The 19,159-nt window shown below is 34.4% G+C and carries 15 protein-coding genes; 10 read left to right on the top strand and 5 right to left on the bottom strand.

The window, feature by feature from the left end; translation table 11 throughout:
• Positions 1-229: 229 nt before the first annotated feature.
• A complete protein-coding gene (locus tag M0051_RS01705; protein WP_306739823.1) occupies positions 230-802 on the bottom strand; it encodes an alkylphosphonate utilization protein in 573 nt (190 codons plus the stop codon).
• A gap of 317 nt (positions 803-1,119) precedes the next feature.
• Between M0051_RS01705 and rpsA the strand changes: the two genes are divergently transcribed.
• The 5 genes from rpsA to guaA all read left to right on the top strand — a co-directional run bounded on the left by rpsA (position 1,120) and on the right by guaA (position 7,266).
• Positions 1,120-2,922 (top strand): 30S ribosomal protein S1, encoded by a 1,803-nt coding sequence (gene rpsA / locus M0051_RS01700; protein ID WP_306739821.1) that lies wholly within the window; start codon positions 1,120-1,122, stop codon positions 2,920-2,922.
• Between the two features lie 14 nt (positions 2,923-2,936).
• Complete coding sequence (locus M0051_RS01695) at positions 2,937-3,296, top strand: STAS domain-containing protein (RefSeq protein WP_120240377.1); 360 nt, start codon at positions 2,937-2,939, stop codon at positions 3,294-3,296.
• Positions 3,297-3,299: 3 nt separating this feature from the next.
• Positions 3,300-4,226: a ribonuclease Z gene (locus M0051_RS01690; RefSeq protein WP_306739819.1), complete on the top strand. Its 927-nt coding sequence runs from the start codon at positions 3,300-3,302 to the stop codon at positions 4,224-4,226.
• A gap of 114 nt (positions 4,227-4,340) precedes the next feature.
• Complete coding sequence (locus tag M0051_RS01685; RefSeq protein WP_306739818.1) at positions 4,341-5,588, top strand: C1 family peptidase; 1,248 nt, start codon at positions 4,341-4,343, stop codon at positions 5,586-5,588.
• A gap of 145 nt (positions 5,589-5,733) precedes the next feature.
• The gene (guaA, locus tag M0051_RS01680) at positions 5,734-7,266 is read left to right on the top strand and encodes a glutamine-hydrolyzing GMP synthase (RefSeq protein ID WP_306739817.1); all 1,533 of its coding nucleotides are present in this window, start codon (positions 5,734-5,736) and stop codon (positions 7,264-7,266) included.
• Between the two features lie 51 nt (positions 7,267-7,317).
• Here the strand turns inward: guaA and M0051_RS01675 are convergent, their stop codons facing one another.
• Positions 7,318-8,049 carry an Hpt domain-containing protein gene (locus M0051_RS01675; protein WP_306739816.1) on the bottom strand — a complete coding sequence of 244 codons (732 nt, stop codon included), beginning with the start codon at positions 8,047-8,049 and terminating at the stop codon, positions 7,318-7,320.
• Positions 8,050-8,155: 106 nt separating this feature from the next.
• Between M0051_RS01675 and M0051_RS01670 the strand changes: the two genes are divergently transcribed.
• The 4 genes from M0051_RS01670 to M0051_RS01655 all read left to right on the top strand — a co-directional run bounded on the left by M0051_RS01670 (position 8,156) and on the right by M0051_RS01655 (position 12,163).
• Entirely contained in the window at positions 8,156-9,769 is a 1,614-nt protein-coding gene (locus M0051_RS01670) for a S41 family peptidase (RefSeq protein ID WP_306739815.1), read from the top strand.
• Between the two features lie 198 nt (positions 9,770-9,967).
• Positions 9,968-11,134, top strand: coding sequence for a class I SAM-dependent RNA methyltransferase (locus M0051_RS01665; protein WP_306739814.1), 1,167 nt, complete (start codon positions 9,968-9,970; stop codon positions 11,132-11,134).
• Positions 11,135-11,223: 89 nt separating this feature from the next.
• The gene (locus M0051_RS01660; protein ID WP_306739813.1) at positions 11,224-11,763 is read left to right on the top strand and encodes a SiaB family protein kinase; all 540 of its coding nucleotides are present in this window, start codon (positions 11,224-11,226) and stop codon (positions 11,761-11,763) included.
• A gap of 19 nt (positions 11,764-11,782) precedes the next feature.
• Positions 11,783-12,163, top strand: a complete 381-nt coding sequence (locus M0051_RS01655) for a DUF1987 domain-containing protein (protein ID WP_306739812.1) — start codon at positions 11,783-11,785, stop codon at positions 12,161-12,163.
• A gap of 76 nt (positions 12,164-12,239) precedes the next feature.
• Here M0051_RS01655 and M0051_RS01650 read toward each other — a convergent pair whose 3' ends face one another.
• Genes M0051_RS01650 through M0051_RS01640 form a run of 3 tightly spaced genes read right to left on the bottom strand, consistent with a single transcriptional unit; the run spans position 12,240 to position 16,732 of the window.
• Positions 12,240-15,308, bottom strand: coding sequence for an ATP-binding cassette domain-containing protein (locus M0051_RS01650; protein ID WP_306739811.1), 3,069 nt, complete (start codon positions 15,306-15,308; stop codon positions 12,240-12,242).
• A gap of 52 nt (positions 15,309-15,360) precedes the next feature.
• Positions 15,361-15,780: a hypothetical protein gene (locus tag M0051_RS01645; protein WP_306739810.1), complete on the bottom strand. Its 420-nt coding sequence runs from the start codon at positions 15,778-15,780 to the stop codon at positions 15,361-15,363.
• Between the two features lie 19 nt (positions 15,781-15,799).
• Complete coding sequence (locus M0051_RS01640; protein ID WP_306739809.1) at positions 15,800-16,732, bottom strand: hypothetical protein; 933 nt, start codon at positions 16,730-16,732, stop codon at positions 15,800-15,802.
• 248 nt (positions 16,733-16,980) lie between these two features.
• Here M0051_RS01640 and M0051_RS01635 point away from each other — a divergent pair, with 248 nt between their 5' ends.
• Positions 16,981-19,137, top strand: a complete 2,157-nt coding sequence (locus M0051_RS01635) for a DPP IV N-terminal domain-containing protein (protein ID WP_306739808.1) — start codon at positions 16,981-16,983, stop codon at positions 19,135-19,137.
• Positions 19,138-19,159: the final 22 nt, after the last annotated feature.

The following is a 19,159-nucleotide window of genomic DNA, read 5'->3' as shown; positions in this document are numbered from 1 at the left end:
AGAATAGTTTTTTGTAAGTGGTTGGTGTTTTTGCTTTTATGGGTGGAGTTAGTGAGTTTTGGAAGTATGTCTTTTCTGTATTGATAGTATTGCTATCAATTGGACTTGTTGCAGCAATAAGTGTTTTTAGAAAGAAATGGATTAGGATAGAATGTAGATAGTATGATATAAAAAAAACAGGTACCCCAATCGGAGTTCCTGTTTTTTGGTAATCGCTATACGCAGATTATTACATTTTCTTCACATACTTGGTAAGAATGTAGATTTGTTGTCCTTCTACACGCCCTTCAATATGGGTTGGATCATCGGCAACCAAAGAGATTCTACGTACTGCAGTACCACGTTTGGCGGTAAATCCTGCACCCGAAACTTTAAGGTCTTTAATCAATACCACGCTATCGCCAGGTTGTAACTCAACACCATTACTGTCAATATGTTTTACTTTGTCTTCATCATCTTCACCTTCGCCTGTTGCTTGTGCCCAAGCCATGGTTTCTTCGTCCAAGTAAAGCATGTCTAGTAAATCTTGAGGCCAGCCTTCTGCTTTCAATCGGTTCAGCATTCTCCATGCCATTACTTGTACAGCAGGAACTGTGCTCCACATGCTATCATTCAAACAACGCCAGTGATTGGCATCCATTTTATCCTTGTCTTCCATTTGTTCGTAGCAAGTTCCACAAACCAAAATGTGTTGGTCGGCCGATCCGTTTGATGGAGCAACTTCATATGGCTTTAAACCTTCGCTAGTACCACACAACTCGCAAACCGAAGAGCGTGATTGTAATTCTTTTTCTAGACTCATTATTATTAAATTATTCTACAAAATTTATTGCAAAGGTAAGGGAGAAATGAAATTATGCCAGTTTAAATCAGAAAAATTGTTTTGTATGGAGTAGAGAAAAAAGAATGTGTTAGGATGAAAAATCATCATTCATCATTTATAATTCTTAATTTAAATATGGCATTCTAAATAGTACAATTCCCCTCTAAGTGTATGTTTTATTGCAAGATTTTGCGAAAAAAATGTCGTAACTTGTATATTCTTCCGGAATAATTTATACTTTTGCACGGAATTTTATATATAATGTCTAATTTATTAGTAAATCAGTAGTTTAACACATGGTTGAAGAAAACAAAAAAGTTGACAATTCTGCACCAGACGCAGAATTTGATTGGGATGCTTTCACTAACGACGAAGGTTTCGCAGGTGAAAAGAGAACCGAATTAGAAGCAATGTATGATAAAACTTTATCTACAGTTGCTGAAAAAGAAGTAATTGATGGTACAGTTATTTCTTTGAACAAAAGAGAAGTTGTAATCAATATTGGTTACAAATCAGATGGTATTGTAAGCTTAAACGAATTCAGATATAATCCTGAATTAACAGTTGGTGATACTGTTGAAGTTTACGTTGAGTCTCAAGAAGACAAAAAAGGACAATTAGTTCTTTCACACAAAAAAGCTCGTGCTTTACGTTCATGGGATAGAGTTAACTCGGCTCTTGAAAATGACGAAATTATCAAAGGTTACATCAAGTGTCGTACAAAAGGTGGTATGATCGTTGACGTATTTGGAATCGAGGCTTTCTTGCCAGGTTCACAAATCGACGTTAAGCCTATCCGTGACTACGATGTTTACGTTGGTAAAACTATGGAATTCAAAGTTGTTAAAATCAACCACGAATTCAAAAACGTTGTTGTTTCTCACAAAGCTCTTATCGAAGCTGAACTTGAACAACAGAAGAAAGAAATTATTGCTAAGCTTGAAAAAGGTCAGGTATTGGAAGGAACTGTTAAGAACATCACTTCATACGGTGTATTCATCGACTTGGGTGGAGTTGACGGTTTGATTCACATTACAGATCTATCTTGGGGTAGAGTAACTCACCCAAGCGAAATTGTTGAGCTTGATCAGAAATTGAACGTTGTAATCCTTGATTTCGATGACGATAAGAAACGTATCGCTCTAGGTCTTAAACAACTTACTCCACACCCATGGGATGCTCTAGATGCAGAGTTGAAAGTAGGTGATACTGTAAAAGGTAAAGTAGTTGTTATGGCTGACTACGGTGCATTCGTTGAAATCGCTACTGGTGTTGAAGGTTTGATTCACGTTTCTGAAATGTCTTGGTCACAGCACCTAAGATCTGCTCAGGATTTCATGAAAGTTGGAGACGAAGTAGAAGCTCAAATTTTAACTTTGGATCGCGAAGAGAGAAAAATGTCTCTTGGTATCAAGCAATTGAAAGCTGATCCATGGGCTGAGATTGACACTAAATATGCTGTTAACTCTAAGCACACTGCTAAAGTTCGTAACTTCACTAACTTCGGTGTATTCGTAGAAATCGAAGAAGGTGTTGACGGATTGATCCACATCTCAGATCTATCTTGGACTAAGAAAGTGAAGCACCCAGCTGAATTCACTCAAATTGGTGCTGAAATCGAAGTTAAAGTTCTTGAAATCGACAAGGACAACAGAAGATTAAGCTTAGGTCACAAGCAATTGGAAGAAAATCCATGGGATGTATTCGAAACAATCTTTACAACTGATTCTATCCATGAAGGTACTATCGTAGAAGTATTCGAAAAAGGAGCTGTTATCGCTCTTCCTTACGGTGTTGAAGGATTCGCTACTCCACGTCACCTTGTGAAAGAAGATGGTGCTCAAGCTAAAGTTGAAGAGAAATTACAATTCAAAGTAATTGAGTTCTCTAAAGCTGCTAAGAGAATTATCCTTTCACACTCAAGAACTTTCGAAGATGTGAAGAAAGCTGAAGAGACTGCTGCGAAAAAAGAAGCTGCTAAATCAACGAAAAAAGGGGTTAAAAAGGTGAAAGATTCACTAGAAAAGACTACCTTAGGTGATATATCAGAATTAGCTGCTCTTAAATCGCAATTAGAAGGCGGTAAAGACGAAAAATAAAAAATAAGGTAACTATGGACTTCAAGATTGACAAGAAAGATGGATACACTTTAGTGCAGGTATTGAAAGACAAACTGGATACTCATATTGCTCCTGCTTTAAAATCGGAATTGGTTTTAATTTCTGGAAACGGTGAGAAAAATATTCTTTTGGATTTAACTCCATGTACTTATTGTGATTCTTCTGGTCTTAGTGCAATTCTTGTAGCGAATAGGTTGTGTAAAAATGCCAACGGAACATTTGTTCTGTATGGCTTGCAGCCTGCTGTTGAAAGATTGGTTTCTATTTCACAGTTGGATTCAGTTCTAAATATTGCTTACAATATGGATGAAGCTGTTTCTACTATGAAAGCTCAAATTGAATTAAACAAGTAATTGGTGAAATTTGAAGTAACAATCTTAGGCAGTAACTCTGCTTTACCAACAACCAAAAGATATCCAACCGCTCAAGTGCTCAATGTACTTGAGCGGTTCTTTTTAATTGACTGTGGTGAAGGTACACAGATTCAAATGAAGCGATTCAGAGTTCCCATGAGTCGTATCAATCATATCTTTATATCGCATACTCACGGCGATCATATATTTGGCCTAATCGGATTGCTTTCTACTTATGCTCTTCAGGGGCGAAAATCCGATCTGCATATATATGGACATAGTAAGCTCGAGAAGTTGATTACATTTCAGTTGGAGCTTCTTGAAACCAGGAAACAATACAATATTTACTTCCACACTATCTTTGGTAAAGAAACACAAACTCTTTTCGAAGATGACAAAGTGATTGTCCAATCTTTCCCATTAAAGCATGGTGCAATGCCTTGTGCCGGATTTTTATTCAAGGAGAAGGATAGACCTCGTACTTTGATTGCAGATTTGTTGGATTTTTACAATGTTCCGATTCGTTGTCGCCAGTCCTTAAAAATGGGTGAAGATTTTGTGACCGAAGAAGGCGAGGTGATTCCAAATAAAAAGCTTACCAAAGGTCCTTTGCCAGCTCGTTCCTATGCTTTTTGTACTGATACAGCTCCTTATAAAAAGATCATCCCCGTTATTGAAAATGTGGATTTATTGTATCATGAGGCCACTTTTCTAAAAACAGAAGCCAAACTTGCAAAGGCAACCTATCATTCTACAGCGGAACAGGCAGCTAAAATGGCCGATGAAGCCAATGCAAAAAAGTTAATTATTGGACACTTTTCTACGCGCTTTAAAACATTGGATGCTCACTTGAAAGAGGCAAAGCTCGTTTTCGAAAATACACATCTGGCTGAAGATGGTGGCAAGTTCTCAATAGAACTTAATCGCTAAAGGAATCAGCAATCAACTTTTTTTAATAAATTAGCATCTCGAAAGAATTATGTGGTTTCTCGAAAGAGAAATCCTTAATTTCGATTGTTCAATTTGACACTAAAACCAACAAACATGAAAAAGATTTTAATCGTGCTTATGGCTGTTGCCGTAAGTTCATCTGTTTTTGCACAACAAAAACAAGACAAATCTAAATTTAAAGAGTACGAACCAGGTTATTATCAAAATTCGATTTTAAAGGATATTAGAATGGTTGATGCTCAACTGGAAAAGAAAGCTGTAGATAAACGCTTCTTTATGGATCAAAGTTCGTATGATCTTCCAAATAAAATTGAATTGTACAAAGACAATACAGAGTGGGCTTACCCTACCATTTCACAAGGAAATACTGGAACATGCTGGTGTTTTTCGACTACTTCGTTTTACGAATCAGAAGTTTATCGTTTACACAAGAAGAAAGTAGATATTTCAGAATTATACACAGTTTACTGTGAGTACATAGAAAAAGCTCGTCGTTTTATTCAAGAAAGAGGAAATTCTGTATTTGGACAAGGTGCGGAAGGTAACTCAGTAGCAAGAATGTGGAAGATTTATGGCGCTTGTCCTCAATCGGCTTATACAGGATTGTTGAATGGAAGAAAATTCCATACTCATGAGAAAATGTATACTGAAATGATGGCATTCTTGAATGGTTTGAAAAAAAGCAATGCTTGGAACGAAGAAGAAGCATTGGCTACAATCAAATCGATCATGAATCATTATATGGGAACTCCTCCAACAAAATTTACTGTAGAGGGTAAGGAGTATACGCCTAAAACTTATTTGAAAGATTATTTAATACTTAATCCTGATGATTATGTAGAAATTCTTTCTTATAAGCAAGAGCCATATTGGAAGCAAGTAGAATACAAAGTGCCTGATAACTGGTGGCATTCAGAAGAGTATTATAATGTTCCTCTTGATGAATATATGGAGTCAATTAAGAAAGCAATTCGTAAAGGATACACCATGAGTATTGGTGGAGATGTTTCGGAAGCCGGTTTCTTGAGAACAACAAATTGTGCAATGGTTCCTAGCTTTGATATTCCATCAGCATATATTAACGAAGATGCTCGTCAGTTCCGTTTCTCTAACGGATCTACTACTGATGATCATGGTATGCATATGGTCGGTTACTATGTTGACAAAGAAGGAAAAGATTGGTATTTGATTAAGGATTCAAGTTCTGGTTCTCGTAATATTGATGAAAACTCAGCTGAGTTTGGATACTACTTCTTCCATGAAGACTATGTGAAGCTGAAAATGATGGGATATACCATTCACAAAGATGCAGTAAAAGATTTACTTAAGAAATTCAAATAATGAGCAGCCCCTGAGGAATTCCTCAGGGGTTCTTTTTATTGCATACTTGTTTTTTGAATTCTTAATTAAGGCGTTTTAAAGTCACAAATTTGTGTATCTTTGTACGCCAAATAAGATTACTGAACAACCCTCAATTTGTAAGTTTATGCAGGAAAAAATTCTGATTTTAGATTTTGGCTCACAGTACACTCAGTTAATTGCAAGACGTGTTCGTGAATTAAACGTGTATTGTGAAATTCATCCTTATAATAATCCACCGGCAATCGATGAGTCGATTAAGGGGGTAATTTTATCAGGAAGTCCGTTCTCAGTTAGAGACGAAAAAGCTCCAATTCCAGATTTATCAGAAATAAAAGGCAAATTACCACTTCTTGGAGTTTGTTATGGTGCTCAGCATTTAGCTCATTGCTTTGGTGGTGAAGTAATGGCATCAAACAAAAGAGAATATGGTCGTGCTAATTTAACTTCGGTTGATAATAGCTGTGCTCTTTTAAAAGGAATTAGCTTGAATTCTCAGGTTTGGATGTCGCATGGTGATACCATTGAAAGAATGCCTGCAAATTATAAAGTAACAGCAAGTACATCTGATGTAGAAAATGCTGCTTTTGCAATTGAAGGTGAAACAACTTATGGTATTCAATTCCATCCAGAGGTTTATCACAGTACCGAAGGTATTGTTTTATTAGAAAACTTTATTGTTGGCATTTGTGGATGTTCGCAAGATTGGACTCCAGATGCATTTGTTGAAACAACAGTTGCAGAATTAAAAGCCCAATTGGGTGATGAGCGTGTAATTCTTGGATTATCAGGTGGTGTTGATTCAACTGTTGCTGCTATGTTGTTGCATAAGGCAATTGGCAAAAACCTTTATTGTATTTTTGTTGACAATGGACTTTTGCGTAAGAATGAGTTTACAGATGTATTGAAAAAATACGAATCACTAGGTTTAAATGTAACTGGTGTTGATGCAGGAGAAAAGTTTATTTCTGCCTTGGCTGGTGTTACAGATCCTGAAAAGAAACGTAAGATTATTGGTAATGCATTTGTGGAAGTATTCGATGAAGAATCTCATAAAGTAGAAAATGCAAAATGGTTAGGTCAAGGAACAATTTATCCTGATGTAATCGAATCTGTTTCTGTTACAGGAGGTCCTTCTCAGACCATTAAGTCGCATCACAATGTAGGTGGTCTGCCTGATTATATGAAGCTTAAGGTAGTTGAACCTTTAAAACTTTTGTTTAAAGACGAAGTTCGAAGAGTAGGTCGTAGCATGGGATTAGAAGATAAGTTTATTAATCGTCATCCATTCCCAGGTCCTGGATTAGGTATTCGTATTCTTGGTGATATTACTGCTGAAAAAGTGAGAATTCTTCAAGAAGTTGATGATATTTTCATTTCAGGTTTGAAAGAAGATGGATTATATGATGATGTTTGGCAAGCAGGTGCTATGTTATTGCCAGTTCAATCGGTTGGAGTAATGGGAGATGAGCGTACCTATGAAAGTGTAGTAGCTCTTCGTGCTGTTGGTTCTACTGATGGAATGACAGCAGACTGGTCACATTTACCATATGAGTTTCTTGCTAAAACTTCTAACAAAATCATCAATAATGTAAAAGGTGTAAATAGAGTTGTTTACGATGTAAGCTCTAAACCACCAGCAACTATTGAGTGGGAATAAATTTGTAGAAAATAAGATATAGCGGTAGTACTTAAAAAGTGCTACCGTTTTTTATATCGTTTCAAATTGATCTTGGTTTGATAAGTAGAATTCTTTTGCAAGATCAATCTTATCATTCAACTCCTTCAATTTGCTTAGTGATTTCACCATATCTTCAGAGAGTATAATTTGTTCCAATTCAATAATAGTAGCTTTTGCCTCTAGCATTGAGAAATTGGCTAAAACTCCTTTTAATTTGTGAGCAGAATCTTTAGCTTTTTTATAATCTCCACTTTCTAAAGGAACTTGAATTTCTGAGATTCGAGATTCTTTAATGCTAAAAAATTTCTCAATAACCTCCTTAATAAAGGTTCGATTATTATCAACGCGAATAAAAAGCTCTTTAAAATCGATAATGGCAAGCTCTTTGTCTGTCTTTTGGGGTTCGCGAGGCAAATCAATTAATTTAAGAATTAACGATTTTAGATTCATTTCCTCGGGGAAATACAAAAGTTTATTTACCTTACATATATTATCCTCTTCTTCGGTTGAGGTTAAAATGAGTAGTTTGAATGATTTTGAATTAGAGTAGTAAGTTTTTAAAGACTCTAAAGTTTCATTTATATCTAAGGCCGTTTTATCGCCAAGTTTAAATTTAGAGATAATTAATTTGTATTCATTTGAAAGAAGCAATTCGGTTAACTCATCAAATGAATTGCATTTAGAAAAATTAATTCCAGGCAGAGATTCAATACTTAAAGAATAAGTAAATCCAATCAGTAATATATTGGCTTTATGTTTCATGTTTGTTGAATTCAATGCCCGTATTTCTTAAAAAAGATTGTATCTTTCGTCAAGTTCTGTAAAGTACAATCAATTTGCGCAAAATTTATTAAAAAGCATAATTTATATGAGTAGTTTGAAAAAATTTTTGAGGAATGGCTTTACGCTTTTATTCTTAAGTGTTTTTGCAATTGGAGGAACGCTTAGAGCTCAATCAGTAAAACAACAGGCAATAAAATATCAAAATTTATTGGCTCTAGTGGATGCATTTTATGTAGATACTGTAAATGTTGAGAAATTGACTGAAGATGCAATTATAAAAGTTCTGGCCGAGCTTGATCCTCACTCAATCTATATCAGCAAGGATGAGATTAAAGAGATGAATGAAGCCTTGCAAGGAAGTTTTAGTGGTATTGGAATTCAATTTAACTTGTTGCGTGATACTTTAATGGTGGTAGCAACAATCCCTGGAGGACCTTCAGAAAAGGTTGGGCTTCGTGCCGGCGATAGAATTCTGGAGATTGACAACGAAAATGTTGCGGCGATTGGCATGAAAAATACTGATGTGCATAAACGTTTGAGAGGTGAGAAGGGAACCATTGTAAATTTGAAGGTAAAGAGAAAGAAAGAAAAAGAGTTGCTAGAGTTTGTAATTACTCGCGATAAAATTCCAATTCAAAGTTTGGATGCAGCATATATGATTAACAAGCAGATTGGTTACATGAAGTTAAATCGATTTGCCCTCACGACTTCAGATGAGTTTTTAGAGGCTTTAACTAAGTTAAAAGCTCAAAAAATGAAAGATCTGATTCTCGATTTACGAGGTAATGGAGGAGGATTCATGACTGCAGCCATTGAAATGGTTGATCAGTTTATGGATGCGGAAAAGCTAATTGTATATACCAAAGGTTTATCAACTCCTAGAAGAGAGAATATTTCTACCGAAAAAGGAATTTTTAAAGAAGGAAGAGTTGTAATTCTTTTGGATGAAGGTTCCGCTTCGGCTTCTGAAATTGTATCAGGAGCAGTTCAAGATTGGGACAGAGGTGTAATTATTGGTCGAAGAACATTTGGAAAAGGATTGGTTCAAAGACAATTCCCACTTTCAGATGGTTCTATGATTCGATTAACTACGGCACATTATTATACTCCTACAGGAAGATGCATTCAAAAACCATACGAAAATGGTTTAAAAGATTATCATTTGGATATTTTGAACCGTTACAAATCTGGAGAAATGATTAATGCTGATAGTATTCATTTTCCTGATTCTTTAAAATACAGTACTTTGGTGAAGAAAAGAACTGTATATGGTGGCGGTGGAATTATGCCTGATATTTTTATTCCTATTGATACAACAGCAAACTATAAATATTTCAACTTATTGGTTCGTAAAAATGTGATTTACCCATATGTGGTGAACTATATGGATAAAAACTTTGAATCATTAAGAAAGAAGTATCCAAAATTTGATTCTTTCTCGAAGAATTTCAAAGTAAGCGATGAAATGATGGAAGAAATTGTTGCTTTGGGAGAAAAAGAAGGTATTGAGAAAAATGAAGAAGATTACAATGCAGTAGTGGACGATATAAAGTTGCATGTAAAAGCATTGCTGGCAAGAGATTTATGGGAAAGTTCAGAGTACTATAAAATCGTGAATAGCGAGAACGAATTTGTTCAAAAGGCCATTGAGGTACTCATAAATCCTAAATTATACGATACCGAATTGATTAGCGATTAATTGCTGATTATGAGCCGAAAGCATCGCTTTCGGCTTTTTTTTTGAATATCTGATTAAAAGCCTATGTTTTTAGGTGTTAAAGATTAATTTTGTAGCCGAAAATCGAATTAAAGACAAGTACTTTAAATTTGTTAAGAAATGACGTTTTCGATGATTCGATAATTGAAATAGTTTAGATGTAGATTTAAAAAGATGGTTGTGAAAACAGACTCGGGTAAATTCAGATTAATAGCAAAAACCTTTCATGGTTTAGAGGAAGTATTGTCTAATGAATTAGAACAATTAGGCGCAGAGGAGATTAGAATTTTAAAACGTGCGGTGAGCTTTGTGGGTGATAAAACGTTGCTATATAAAGCAAACTTGCATTTGAGAACAGCCACCCGAGTGATTAAACCAATTCACAAGTTTACAGCTCACGATACCGACGAGTTGTATAAAGGAATTCAGGAAATTGACTGGAGTGAGTACATCGGCAATAAAGATACTATTGCAATAGATAGTACAATTAGTTCGGATGACTTTAAACACTCAAAATTTGTTACTTACCGTGTAAAAGATGCTATTGTAGATCAATTCTTTTATGCAACAGGAGATCGTCCTTCGGTAAGAATGATGAATCCTACATTACGTGTTAACATTCATATCGATAGAAATACCTGTACAGTTTCGTTGGATAGCTCTGGAGAATCATTGCACAAAAGAGGATATCGAGTAGGAGAAACCGCAGCTCCTCTAAATGAAGTGCTGGCAGCAGGTCTAATTTTACTTTCAGGTTGGGATAAGAAATCTAATTTTATTGACCCAATGTGTGGATCGGGAACCATTTTAATAGAGGCTGCACTAATCGCTTACAATATTCCTCCTGGATTGTATCGCAAAGAGTTTGGATTCCAAAAATGGAAGGATTTCGATGAGGATTTGTGGGACGATATCTACAATGAAGAAACTGAGGTTGATTACGAAGGAAAAATTATTGGAGCTGATATCTCTGATAAAGCCATGGAAATTGCTGAAGAGAATATTCGTAATGCAGGTTTAAGAAGAAAAATTAAATTGAATGTAACTCCATTCCAACAGTTTGTGCCTCCCGTTGAAAAAGGACTTTTGATTACCAATCCACCTTATGGAGAGCGTTTAAGGCCTAAAGATTTAGAAGGATTGTATGCGATGATTGGGGAAAGGTTAAAACACAATTTTTCTGGTTATGATGCTTGGATATTGAGTTATGGTAAAGAGTGTTTTGATAGTGTTGGTTTACGACCATCAAGAAAAATTACTCTTTATAATGGTGCGCTTGAATGTAAATTTCAGAAATACACCATGTTCGAAGGTAAAAAGAAGGATAATTATAAGAAAGATAAATAGGAGCTAAGCCGGAAATTTGATCCTGCTTCACTTTTAACTCTGAGATAATTTGCTAATTTTGTTATTGAGTAACCCTAACCTTTATATTTATGAATTTTGACCTTAACCAATGGTATGAAGAAAAAATAGATGAAGATGCTATTTTTGATTACAAAGGCAGAATTGAAGATGAGGATGTTACTCGAATTCTAAATTCGATTGAGAGGATTCTTAAGGCAAAGGACGAGTCTCCAAAGATATTCAAGAAAATTTTTAATGTTTTAATAGAGCTGGTGCAAAATCTTCATCATCATGGAGAAGTTCCAGCTGATTTGAATGTCGATTACAACAAATTCGGAGTACTTATTTTAAGAGATGAAGGAATGCAATATCGCATTAGTGTTGGTAACTTCATAAAAATTGAAGGATTAAAACTAATTCGTGATAGAATTGACCAGATCAATACTTTGTCGTTGGAAGAAACCAAAAATTTATATCGAATTATATTAAGTAATGAGCAATTCTCCGAAAAAGGAGGTGGCGGTTTAGGAATGGTAGAGATTGCTAGAAAAAGTGGCAATAATATGGAATATCAATTTATTGATTATAATCCCGACTATTTATTCCTTTCTATTGATGTTGTAATATAAAACTTAAAGTATAACTTCCATGAATTCACTAGTTTTAGAAGGTAGCCCAAAAACTCCGAGTATTAATTTTGATGGAGAAAAAGGAACTTTTTTAATTGAAGGTCGTTCAATTCCAGAAAACTCGCTTGATTTTTACAAGCCCGTAATGGAGTGGCTGGATTCGTATATTAACGAGCCACAGGAAGAGACTAAAGTTTCTATTAGATTGGAGTATTTTAACACCAGTTCGTCGAAATGTATTTTGGATGTATTTAAGAAATTGGAAACTATTTTTAAACGAGGAAAAAAAGTGATCATCAATTGGCATTACGAAATGGATGATGAGGACATGTTGGAAGCTGGTGAAGATTATCAGTCTATTGTAAAGATTCCTTTCAATATGATTGAGGATGATGAATAAATTGTTATACAATTAGATATACAAAAAAACTGCAATCTTTTAGGTTGCAGTTTTTTGTATCATCCAATTCAGGTACTTATGAATTGTAACTTCTTTTCTTAATTCGATGTTCGAAAATACCCAAAACTTTTTTAAGCAAGCCCAAATACAATACAACGTATAAAACTATACTTGAACACCAAATAACAATAATGTTCACCCAATAAGTATCATAGTACTTACCAAACACGCACTTTTGTGGTGCATAAAAATGCGCTTTTAGAAATTTGCATTCAGGATCTCTATATATCGGATCAATCTTTTGATACAATCGATGGTTATACTCAATAATTCTTTCAATGTCGTTGCTGTTACGCACAAATTCGGTTAATCTTTCATTAGAGTATTCTTTTTTCATTTTAACAAACTCTTGTTTGTTGTTGTATTGTTTCTGAATTTCAACCAAATGTTCATCCTTTTTTCGGTTCGAAATATTATACAAATTAATGTAGTATCTATTCAGTTTGTCGAAATAGGTACGTAGGTTTTTAATCGTTAAATCATCTAATTTGATAGGTGATAGGTAATCCATTCTTTCAAAATGGAAGGCCAATTTTTCTAAATCTTCCAGAGATAATTCATTTCTTAATAAAACCAGATTAGATTCTAATTTTTCAAGCTTATCAGGTTGGTTTAAATATCTTTCACATTCGTTTAATTTGTTTTTAAGGATAGGTAGCCAATAATTTTTACGATAGTCAGCTTTGCTCATTAGCTTCTCGTAAACGTAGAAATTTGCATTAAATTTATTATTCTTAAACTGCTTTACAGCTAATGCTTCATAAGCCCATCGAGCTGTAATTATTTCTCCATACCACGGAATAGAGTTTGGAGCCGAGATGTTGGGGTTTAATTTATCGAACTTTACAATTATACCACTAAGAATTAACTGAGGAATCAGAATAAATGGAATTAGGATATAAATTGTAATAACCGTTTTAAAACTATCAGATATAATTAAACCAAGCATATTGGCAAAACACCAGGCGCTGAATAAGGCAAGCCAATATTCAAAAAACATCCCTTTGATTTCCAGTATGGAATTGCCTATAATGGTGAATAAGAATGCCTGAAAGGCTGAAATTGTAAATAGAATAACAATTTTCGATATCAAATATCCAGATTTACTGAGGTTTAAGAAACGTTCTCTTTTTAGTATTTTTCTATCCTTTATGATTTCTTCAGCACTTAAAGTTAAGCCAATAAAAAGGGCTACTATAACTGCCATGAACAGGTAAACTGGCATGTTGCTATTGTTGCTAAAAGTGTAGCCAAGTTCATTTCCTGCGTCAACATTATAATACTTGATAATATACGATAGAATTAATGCCAATAGAGGCGTCTCGAATAGGTTGATGAATAAATACTGACGATTGGCAAACTTTGAAATAACATCACGCTTGGTAAATACCCAAAACTGTTTTAATGCTGAAGGAATTTTAAAGCTTACTGGTGGTAATTCTTTCGTATCATTTATGTCTTTGCCATTCTTATTGTGATCTTTAAATCTTTGATACCATTGAACTGGTGAAACTTTTCTTATTTGAGTAGGATTACCATATTCATCGAGTACTTCCGACTCTACAATATTAAAGATCTGATCTGCATCAACATTACCACAAGAATTACATTCACTTTCGGTACGATTTGCTCTTAAAGTTTGCGATTTAAAATAGGTAATGGCATCCAAAGGATTTCCATTAAAGATAAGATACCCGCCAGTATCCAATATTAACAATCGATCGAACATTTTAAAAATATCCGAAGCTGGCTGATGAATTACCACAAAGATTAATTTGCCTTTTAAAGCTAGATTTTTCAGTAAATCCATAAGTTTGGCTGAATCTCTTGAAGATAATCCAGATGTTGGCTCATCAAGAAATAAAACCGATGGTTCGCGAATTAATTCCAGTGCAATATTCAATCTTTTGCGCTGTCCACCACTAATTTTTTTATCTAAAGGATTTCCTACTTTCAGATTACGAGCCTCATATAATCCTAAATCTTTTAAAAGTTTTAAAACCAATCTGATTAATTGAAAACTACTGTGCTTGTCAAAACAAAGTTTAGCATTATAGTATAGGTTTTCAAAAACGGTAAGCGATTCAATCAACAAATCATCCTGTGATACATGGCCAATTACACCTTCAAGTTTCGATTTATCGAAAGTAATATCATAACCATTAATTACAACATTTCCTTTGCCAGGTTCGGTTGATCCGTTTAAAACGTTTAATAAAGTTGTTTTACCTGAACCACTCGATCCAATAATTCCAACCATTTTGCCTGATTCTTCCTTGAACGAAAGGTCATGTACACCTATGTTATCCTCTTTGAATCGATATTCGATATTTTGAGCTTCAAAAACTACTCTTTTTTGTTTATTGTCACGATAAAATGTACCAACAATATCGCTAAAGTAAATGGGGTCGATTTTAGGATTACGAATGGATGAACCTTGACTTAGAACATGAACTCGTTTAGGATTTAAGGATTGTCCGTTCATGAATAATTCATCAATTCCTTTGAATCGCATCACAAACATATCTACTGTTTGTAATCTAAGAATTTTGATTTTACCAATTAATCCAGGCGAGTAGTAATGTTCCCCAATTTCATGGTTCGATTCGGAATTGCTTACTGTAAGTAATCTGCTTGATGGCTTAATCTCGGTAAAATCATTAAGTACAAAGTTTCGAAGCCTTTCATAGCCTTCCTTGGGCAGATTAAATGTATCGGCTACAGTTTCGACAAAGGCAAATTCTTGTTCAGTAATTTCATCTTCAGAATTTAAAAATTCGAGAAGTTGAATGAGTACAACAACCTTTTGTCTGATAATCAACTCTTCGTTAATTTCGGTACAAATGCGTAAAACACGTACTGAACTTGCCGAAGTGTATTTCTTTATTTTGGATTTTTTGTTTTTTCTTTTCTGATTCTCTTCGTAGTGCTTATCGTAAAGAACTAAATATTCATCGGCAGTTTCTTGATCAAGATGTTGCTTCAAATATTTAGATACCATTCTACGTCTATCAGTTGCTGAATTTTGTGGGTGTGCAATGATAGCAAAGAGTTGCATTAAAGCTTTTAGTATCCGTTCGCTCATAGAATGGTAGGGTTAATGTAGGTTGTCAGCCTTCTCAAGAGTAGTTGTTTAATTATTGCTTGAATCCAATTAACATTAATACGAAACCTGAACTTATATTTTTTTGGTTCAATTTAGCTTCGATTGTACAGTTCATTGAGTTTTCGAATTTAAAATCCCAGTAAGGAGAATATTTATGGTCTCGATTGGTGAAAATCAAATGGTTTTCCTGATCATAAATTGAAAAAATTACATTGCCTTCATCTTTACCTGTGGCACTAACAATTCTATAATGATTTCCTGCATAAAAAGTAGTATGAAATTCGGCAATTTCGCCACCGGATAACAAAGCTTTGTATTGTTGCCCATCCGATATGAATTCGGTTCCCAAATGCTTGGTACAATTCTTAAGAGTTACATCTGATTGAGCCTTTGTACTCAGTGCAAAAAAAGATAGTAAGAAAAATAGTATAATGGTATATTTAAGTCTCATAGGTAAAGATTTTCTCAGTTTATTTAATAATGTGTTCACGGATTATAGAAACTTTTTCTGTGATTTTAACTAACTGTTCCTTTTTCATGATCAATTCTGATTTGCTTTTTACGATAGTAAGCTTTTTATGCGAATCAGTAATAGGAGCTACATATTTGTATTGTTCCTCAATTTCATCAAATGTGTAGGCAAGGTCAATTAGTTTATCTACCAAGAAATAATAATCTTTTGATTCGTTGGAATAAGGAACAAGCAATTTAATAAGGTTTTCAAGTGGACGTTTCTGTTCCGAAATGCGATCTATTAATTCCTTGTTTGGTTTTTCTTTAATTTGCTGAGTTAACAAATAAACAGATTCAATCCATCCACCTGCTAAGATTAATGCACCGGTATCTTCGCGCTTATTTGCTTTTAAGTAGTTATCTATTTTGCGATAAGTATTACTAACAATTACCAAAAGTGAATCCCTGTTTTCAATATTGTTTTCAATTCTTTCAACAGTTGGTTTATCCATGGCGTTGTATAAACCAATTTCTTGCGATAAAATTTTAAGAACGGCAAAATAGCTTGCAGCATCCTGAGTTTGTTTGTAAATGTTGATATAACCTAAATCGGAACCATAAACACCAAAATTGATTGCTTTGCTAAAATTATCAATGTAATCACCCGATTTTTTAGTTGAGTTCAGTAAATCTTTGTTGTATGAGATTCCTGATTTTTCAAGCAATAATGAAATCTGATACGGTGATGGCAAGCTAAACAAGATGTTATTGTACTTAAAAATATTTCCTGTTTTTTCTACATCAGCCATAATTTCAGCTTCAGTTTCTTTTTTAATGGCTACTTCTTTGGTTGTGGTTTCAGAAGGCTGCAATATTAAAAATGTAGCAATTGCTGCAATTGCTATTAAAAATAGAAATTTAACACTGTTCGGGATTCTTTTCTTTGGCATTTCTTTTTTCTTTAATTAGTTGAACCAATTATGAAGAAAAAACACGATTTACTTAGCTGTTTTCAAACTGTTTGAAAACGATTAGTAATTTAATCTAGTAGTTTTTTCAACTTGATTTTTACAAATATCAAATCAATTGGCAGTCGTCCTGATTAATTTATTCTAACATTATTACTGTATTTATACTAAAAAGGATACATTTGAATGCAAAAAAAATTAAAAAGATATTTAACAACAAATTAAACAAGATGAAAAGAATATTCCTTTTAGTCTATTTATTAATTAATTGTGGGGTTTTCCTAAGCTTGGAGGCACAGACAAAAAAAATGTCTATGGAGGATGCTATTTTAGGGCAGTGGAGACAATTTTATCCAGAAAACTTGTCACAATTATCGTGGAGAGGAGATTTAAGTGAATACACTTATGTGAAAGAGAATAAAATTATGCTTGCAAAACCTGAAAACGAACCAAAGGTATTATTAAGTTTGGAAGAATTGAATGCAGGTTTAAAAGCAAATAAAATAGAATCATTGAAAAGAATGCCTCGTTTCTCATGGCAATCAGCAAATGTGATGGAATTCAACTTTCGAGGAGCTTTGATTCATTATGATTTTGTAGCAAAAAATGTATTGCTGAACCTGAAGGTAAATTCAAAAGCCGAAAACAAGAATTTTTGTGATGCATCAAATACTACAGCTTATACGATTGAAAACAATCTGTATATCGCAGGTAAAGATGGACAAGAGATTGCTGTAACTTCAGATGCAGATAAAAATATTGTAAATGGTCAGGCGGTTAGTAGAAGCGAATATGGAATTAGCGGAGGAATTTTTTGGTCTCCTAACGGAAAGCAATTGGCATTTTACAGAAAAAACGAAACCAATGTAACTTCTTTTCCTTTGGTTGATATCAACACGAGAGTGGGTGATTTAAGAGAGATTAAATATCCTATGGCAGGAATGGGCAGCGAAGTGGTTAGCTTGGGTGTTTACAATTTGAATACAAAGAAAACTTCATGGATCAAACCGGATGATTTCGGATCAGATCAATATTTGACCAATATTTCTTGGGGAGCTGATAACAAATACATTTACATTCAGGTATTGAATCGTGCTTCGAATCATGCCAAATTGAATAAATACGAAGCTGAAACAGGTAAGTTTGTAACCACTTTATTTGAAGAGAAAGATGATCGTTGGGTTGAACCATCGCACAAATTGGTATTCCTGAAGAACAAGCCAAATTTGTTCATTTATCAAACCAACAACCGTCATGGATTTAATCATGCTTATTTGTACAATACGGAAGGAAAGTTGATTAAACAATTAACTTTCGGAGATTGGGAAATTACTGAAATACTAGGTTTCGATAAAGGCGAAAAGTACATGTTCTATGTATCTACCGAAGTAAGTCCGATAGATAGACATGCTTACAAGTTGAACTTGAAAACTGGTAAAAGATATAGATTAACCAAAGATGAAGGCTATCACAGCGTACAGGTAAGTGCCGATGGAAAATACATTTTGGACAATTACAGTAGTCTTAACATACCAAGAATTATAAATGTAGCTGATACCAGAGGGAAATTCGTAAAAGAATTGGTGAAGGCAGAAAACAAATTGAAGGATTACAATTTGGGCGAAATTTCATTGGGAACGATTAAATCTGCTGATGGAGTTACCGACCTTCATTATAGAATGGTTAAACCAGCTGATTTCGATCCGAATAAAAAATATCCGGTTGTGGTATATGTTTATGGAGGTCCGCATGCTCAGTTGGTTACCAACAGATACATGGGAGGCTCACGTTTGTGGGAACAATATATGGCTCAAAATGGATACTTACTTTATATTTTGGACAACAGAGGCTCAGCAAACAGAGGTAAAGAATTTGAAGCTGTGATTCATCGCCAGTGTGGACAACCAGAAATGGCTGATCAAATGAAAGGTGTTGAGTTTTTAAAATCATTGCCATATGTTGATGCCGATAAAATTGGTGTACACGGATGGAGTTATGGTGGTTTCATGACCATTTCGTTAATTACGAATTATCCAGACGTATTTAAAGTTGCTGTTGCCGGAGGACCGGTAATCGATTGGAAATGGTACGAGGCAATGTATGGTGAACGCTATATGGATACTCCTGATGAAAACCCTGAAGGATATGCAAAGACTTCCTTAATCGCGAAAGCGAAAGATTTAAAAGGAAAACTTTTAATTTGCCAGGGAGCCATTGATCCAACCGTTTTGTGGCAGCATAGCTTGAATTTCATTCGCGAATGTATCAAGAATAATGTTCAAGTTGATTACTTCCCATATCCAAGAGCAGAACACAATGTTCGAGGTCGAGATCGAATTCACTTAAAGCAGAAAGTCAGCAATTATTTTGATGATTATCTGAAATAAAAGAACTAATTTTCGCCGGCTT

The organism is Marinifilum sp. D714, from assembly GCF_030851345.1.
GTDB lineage: Bacteria > Bacteroidota > Bacteroidia > Bacteroidales > Marinifilaceae > Marinifilum.
The sequence above is the reverse complement of the archived record's forward strand: the minus strand, read 5'-3'. Positions and strand labels throughout refer to the sequence as shown.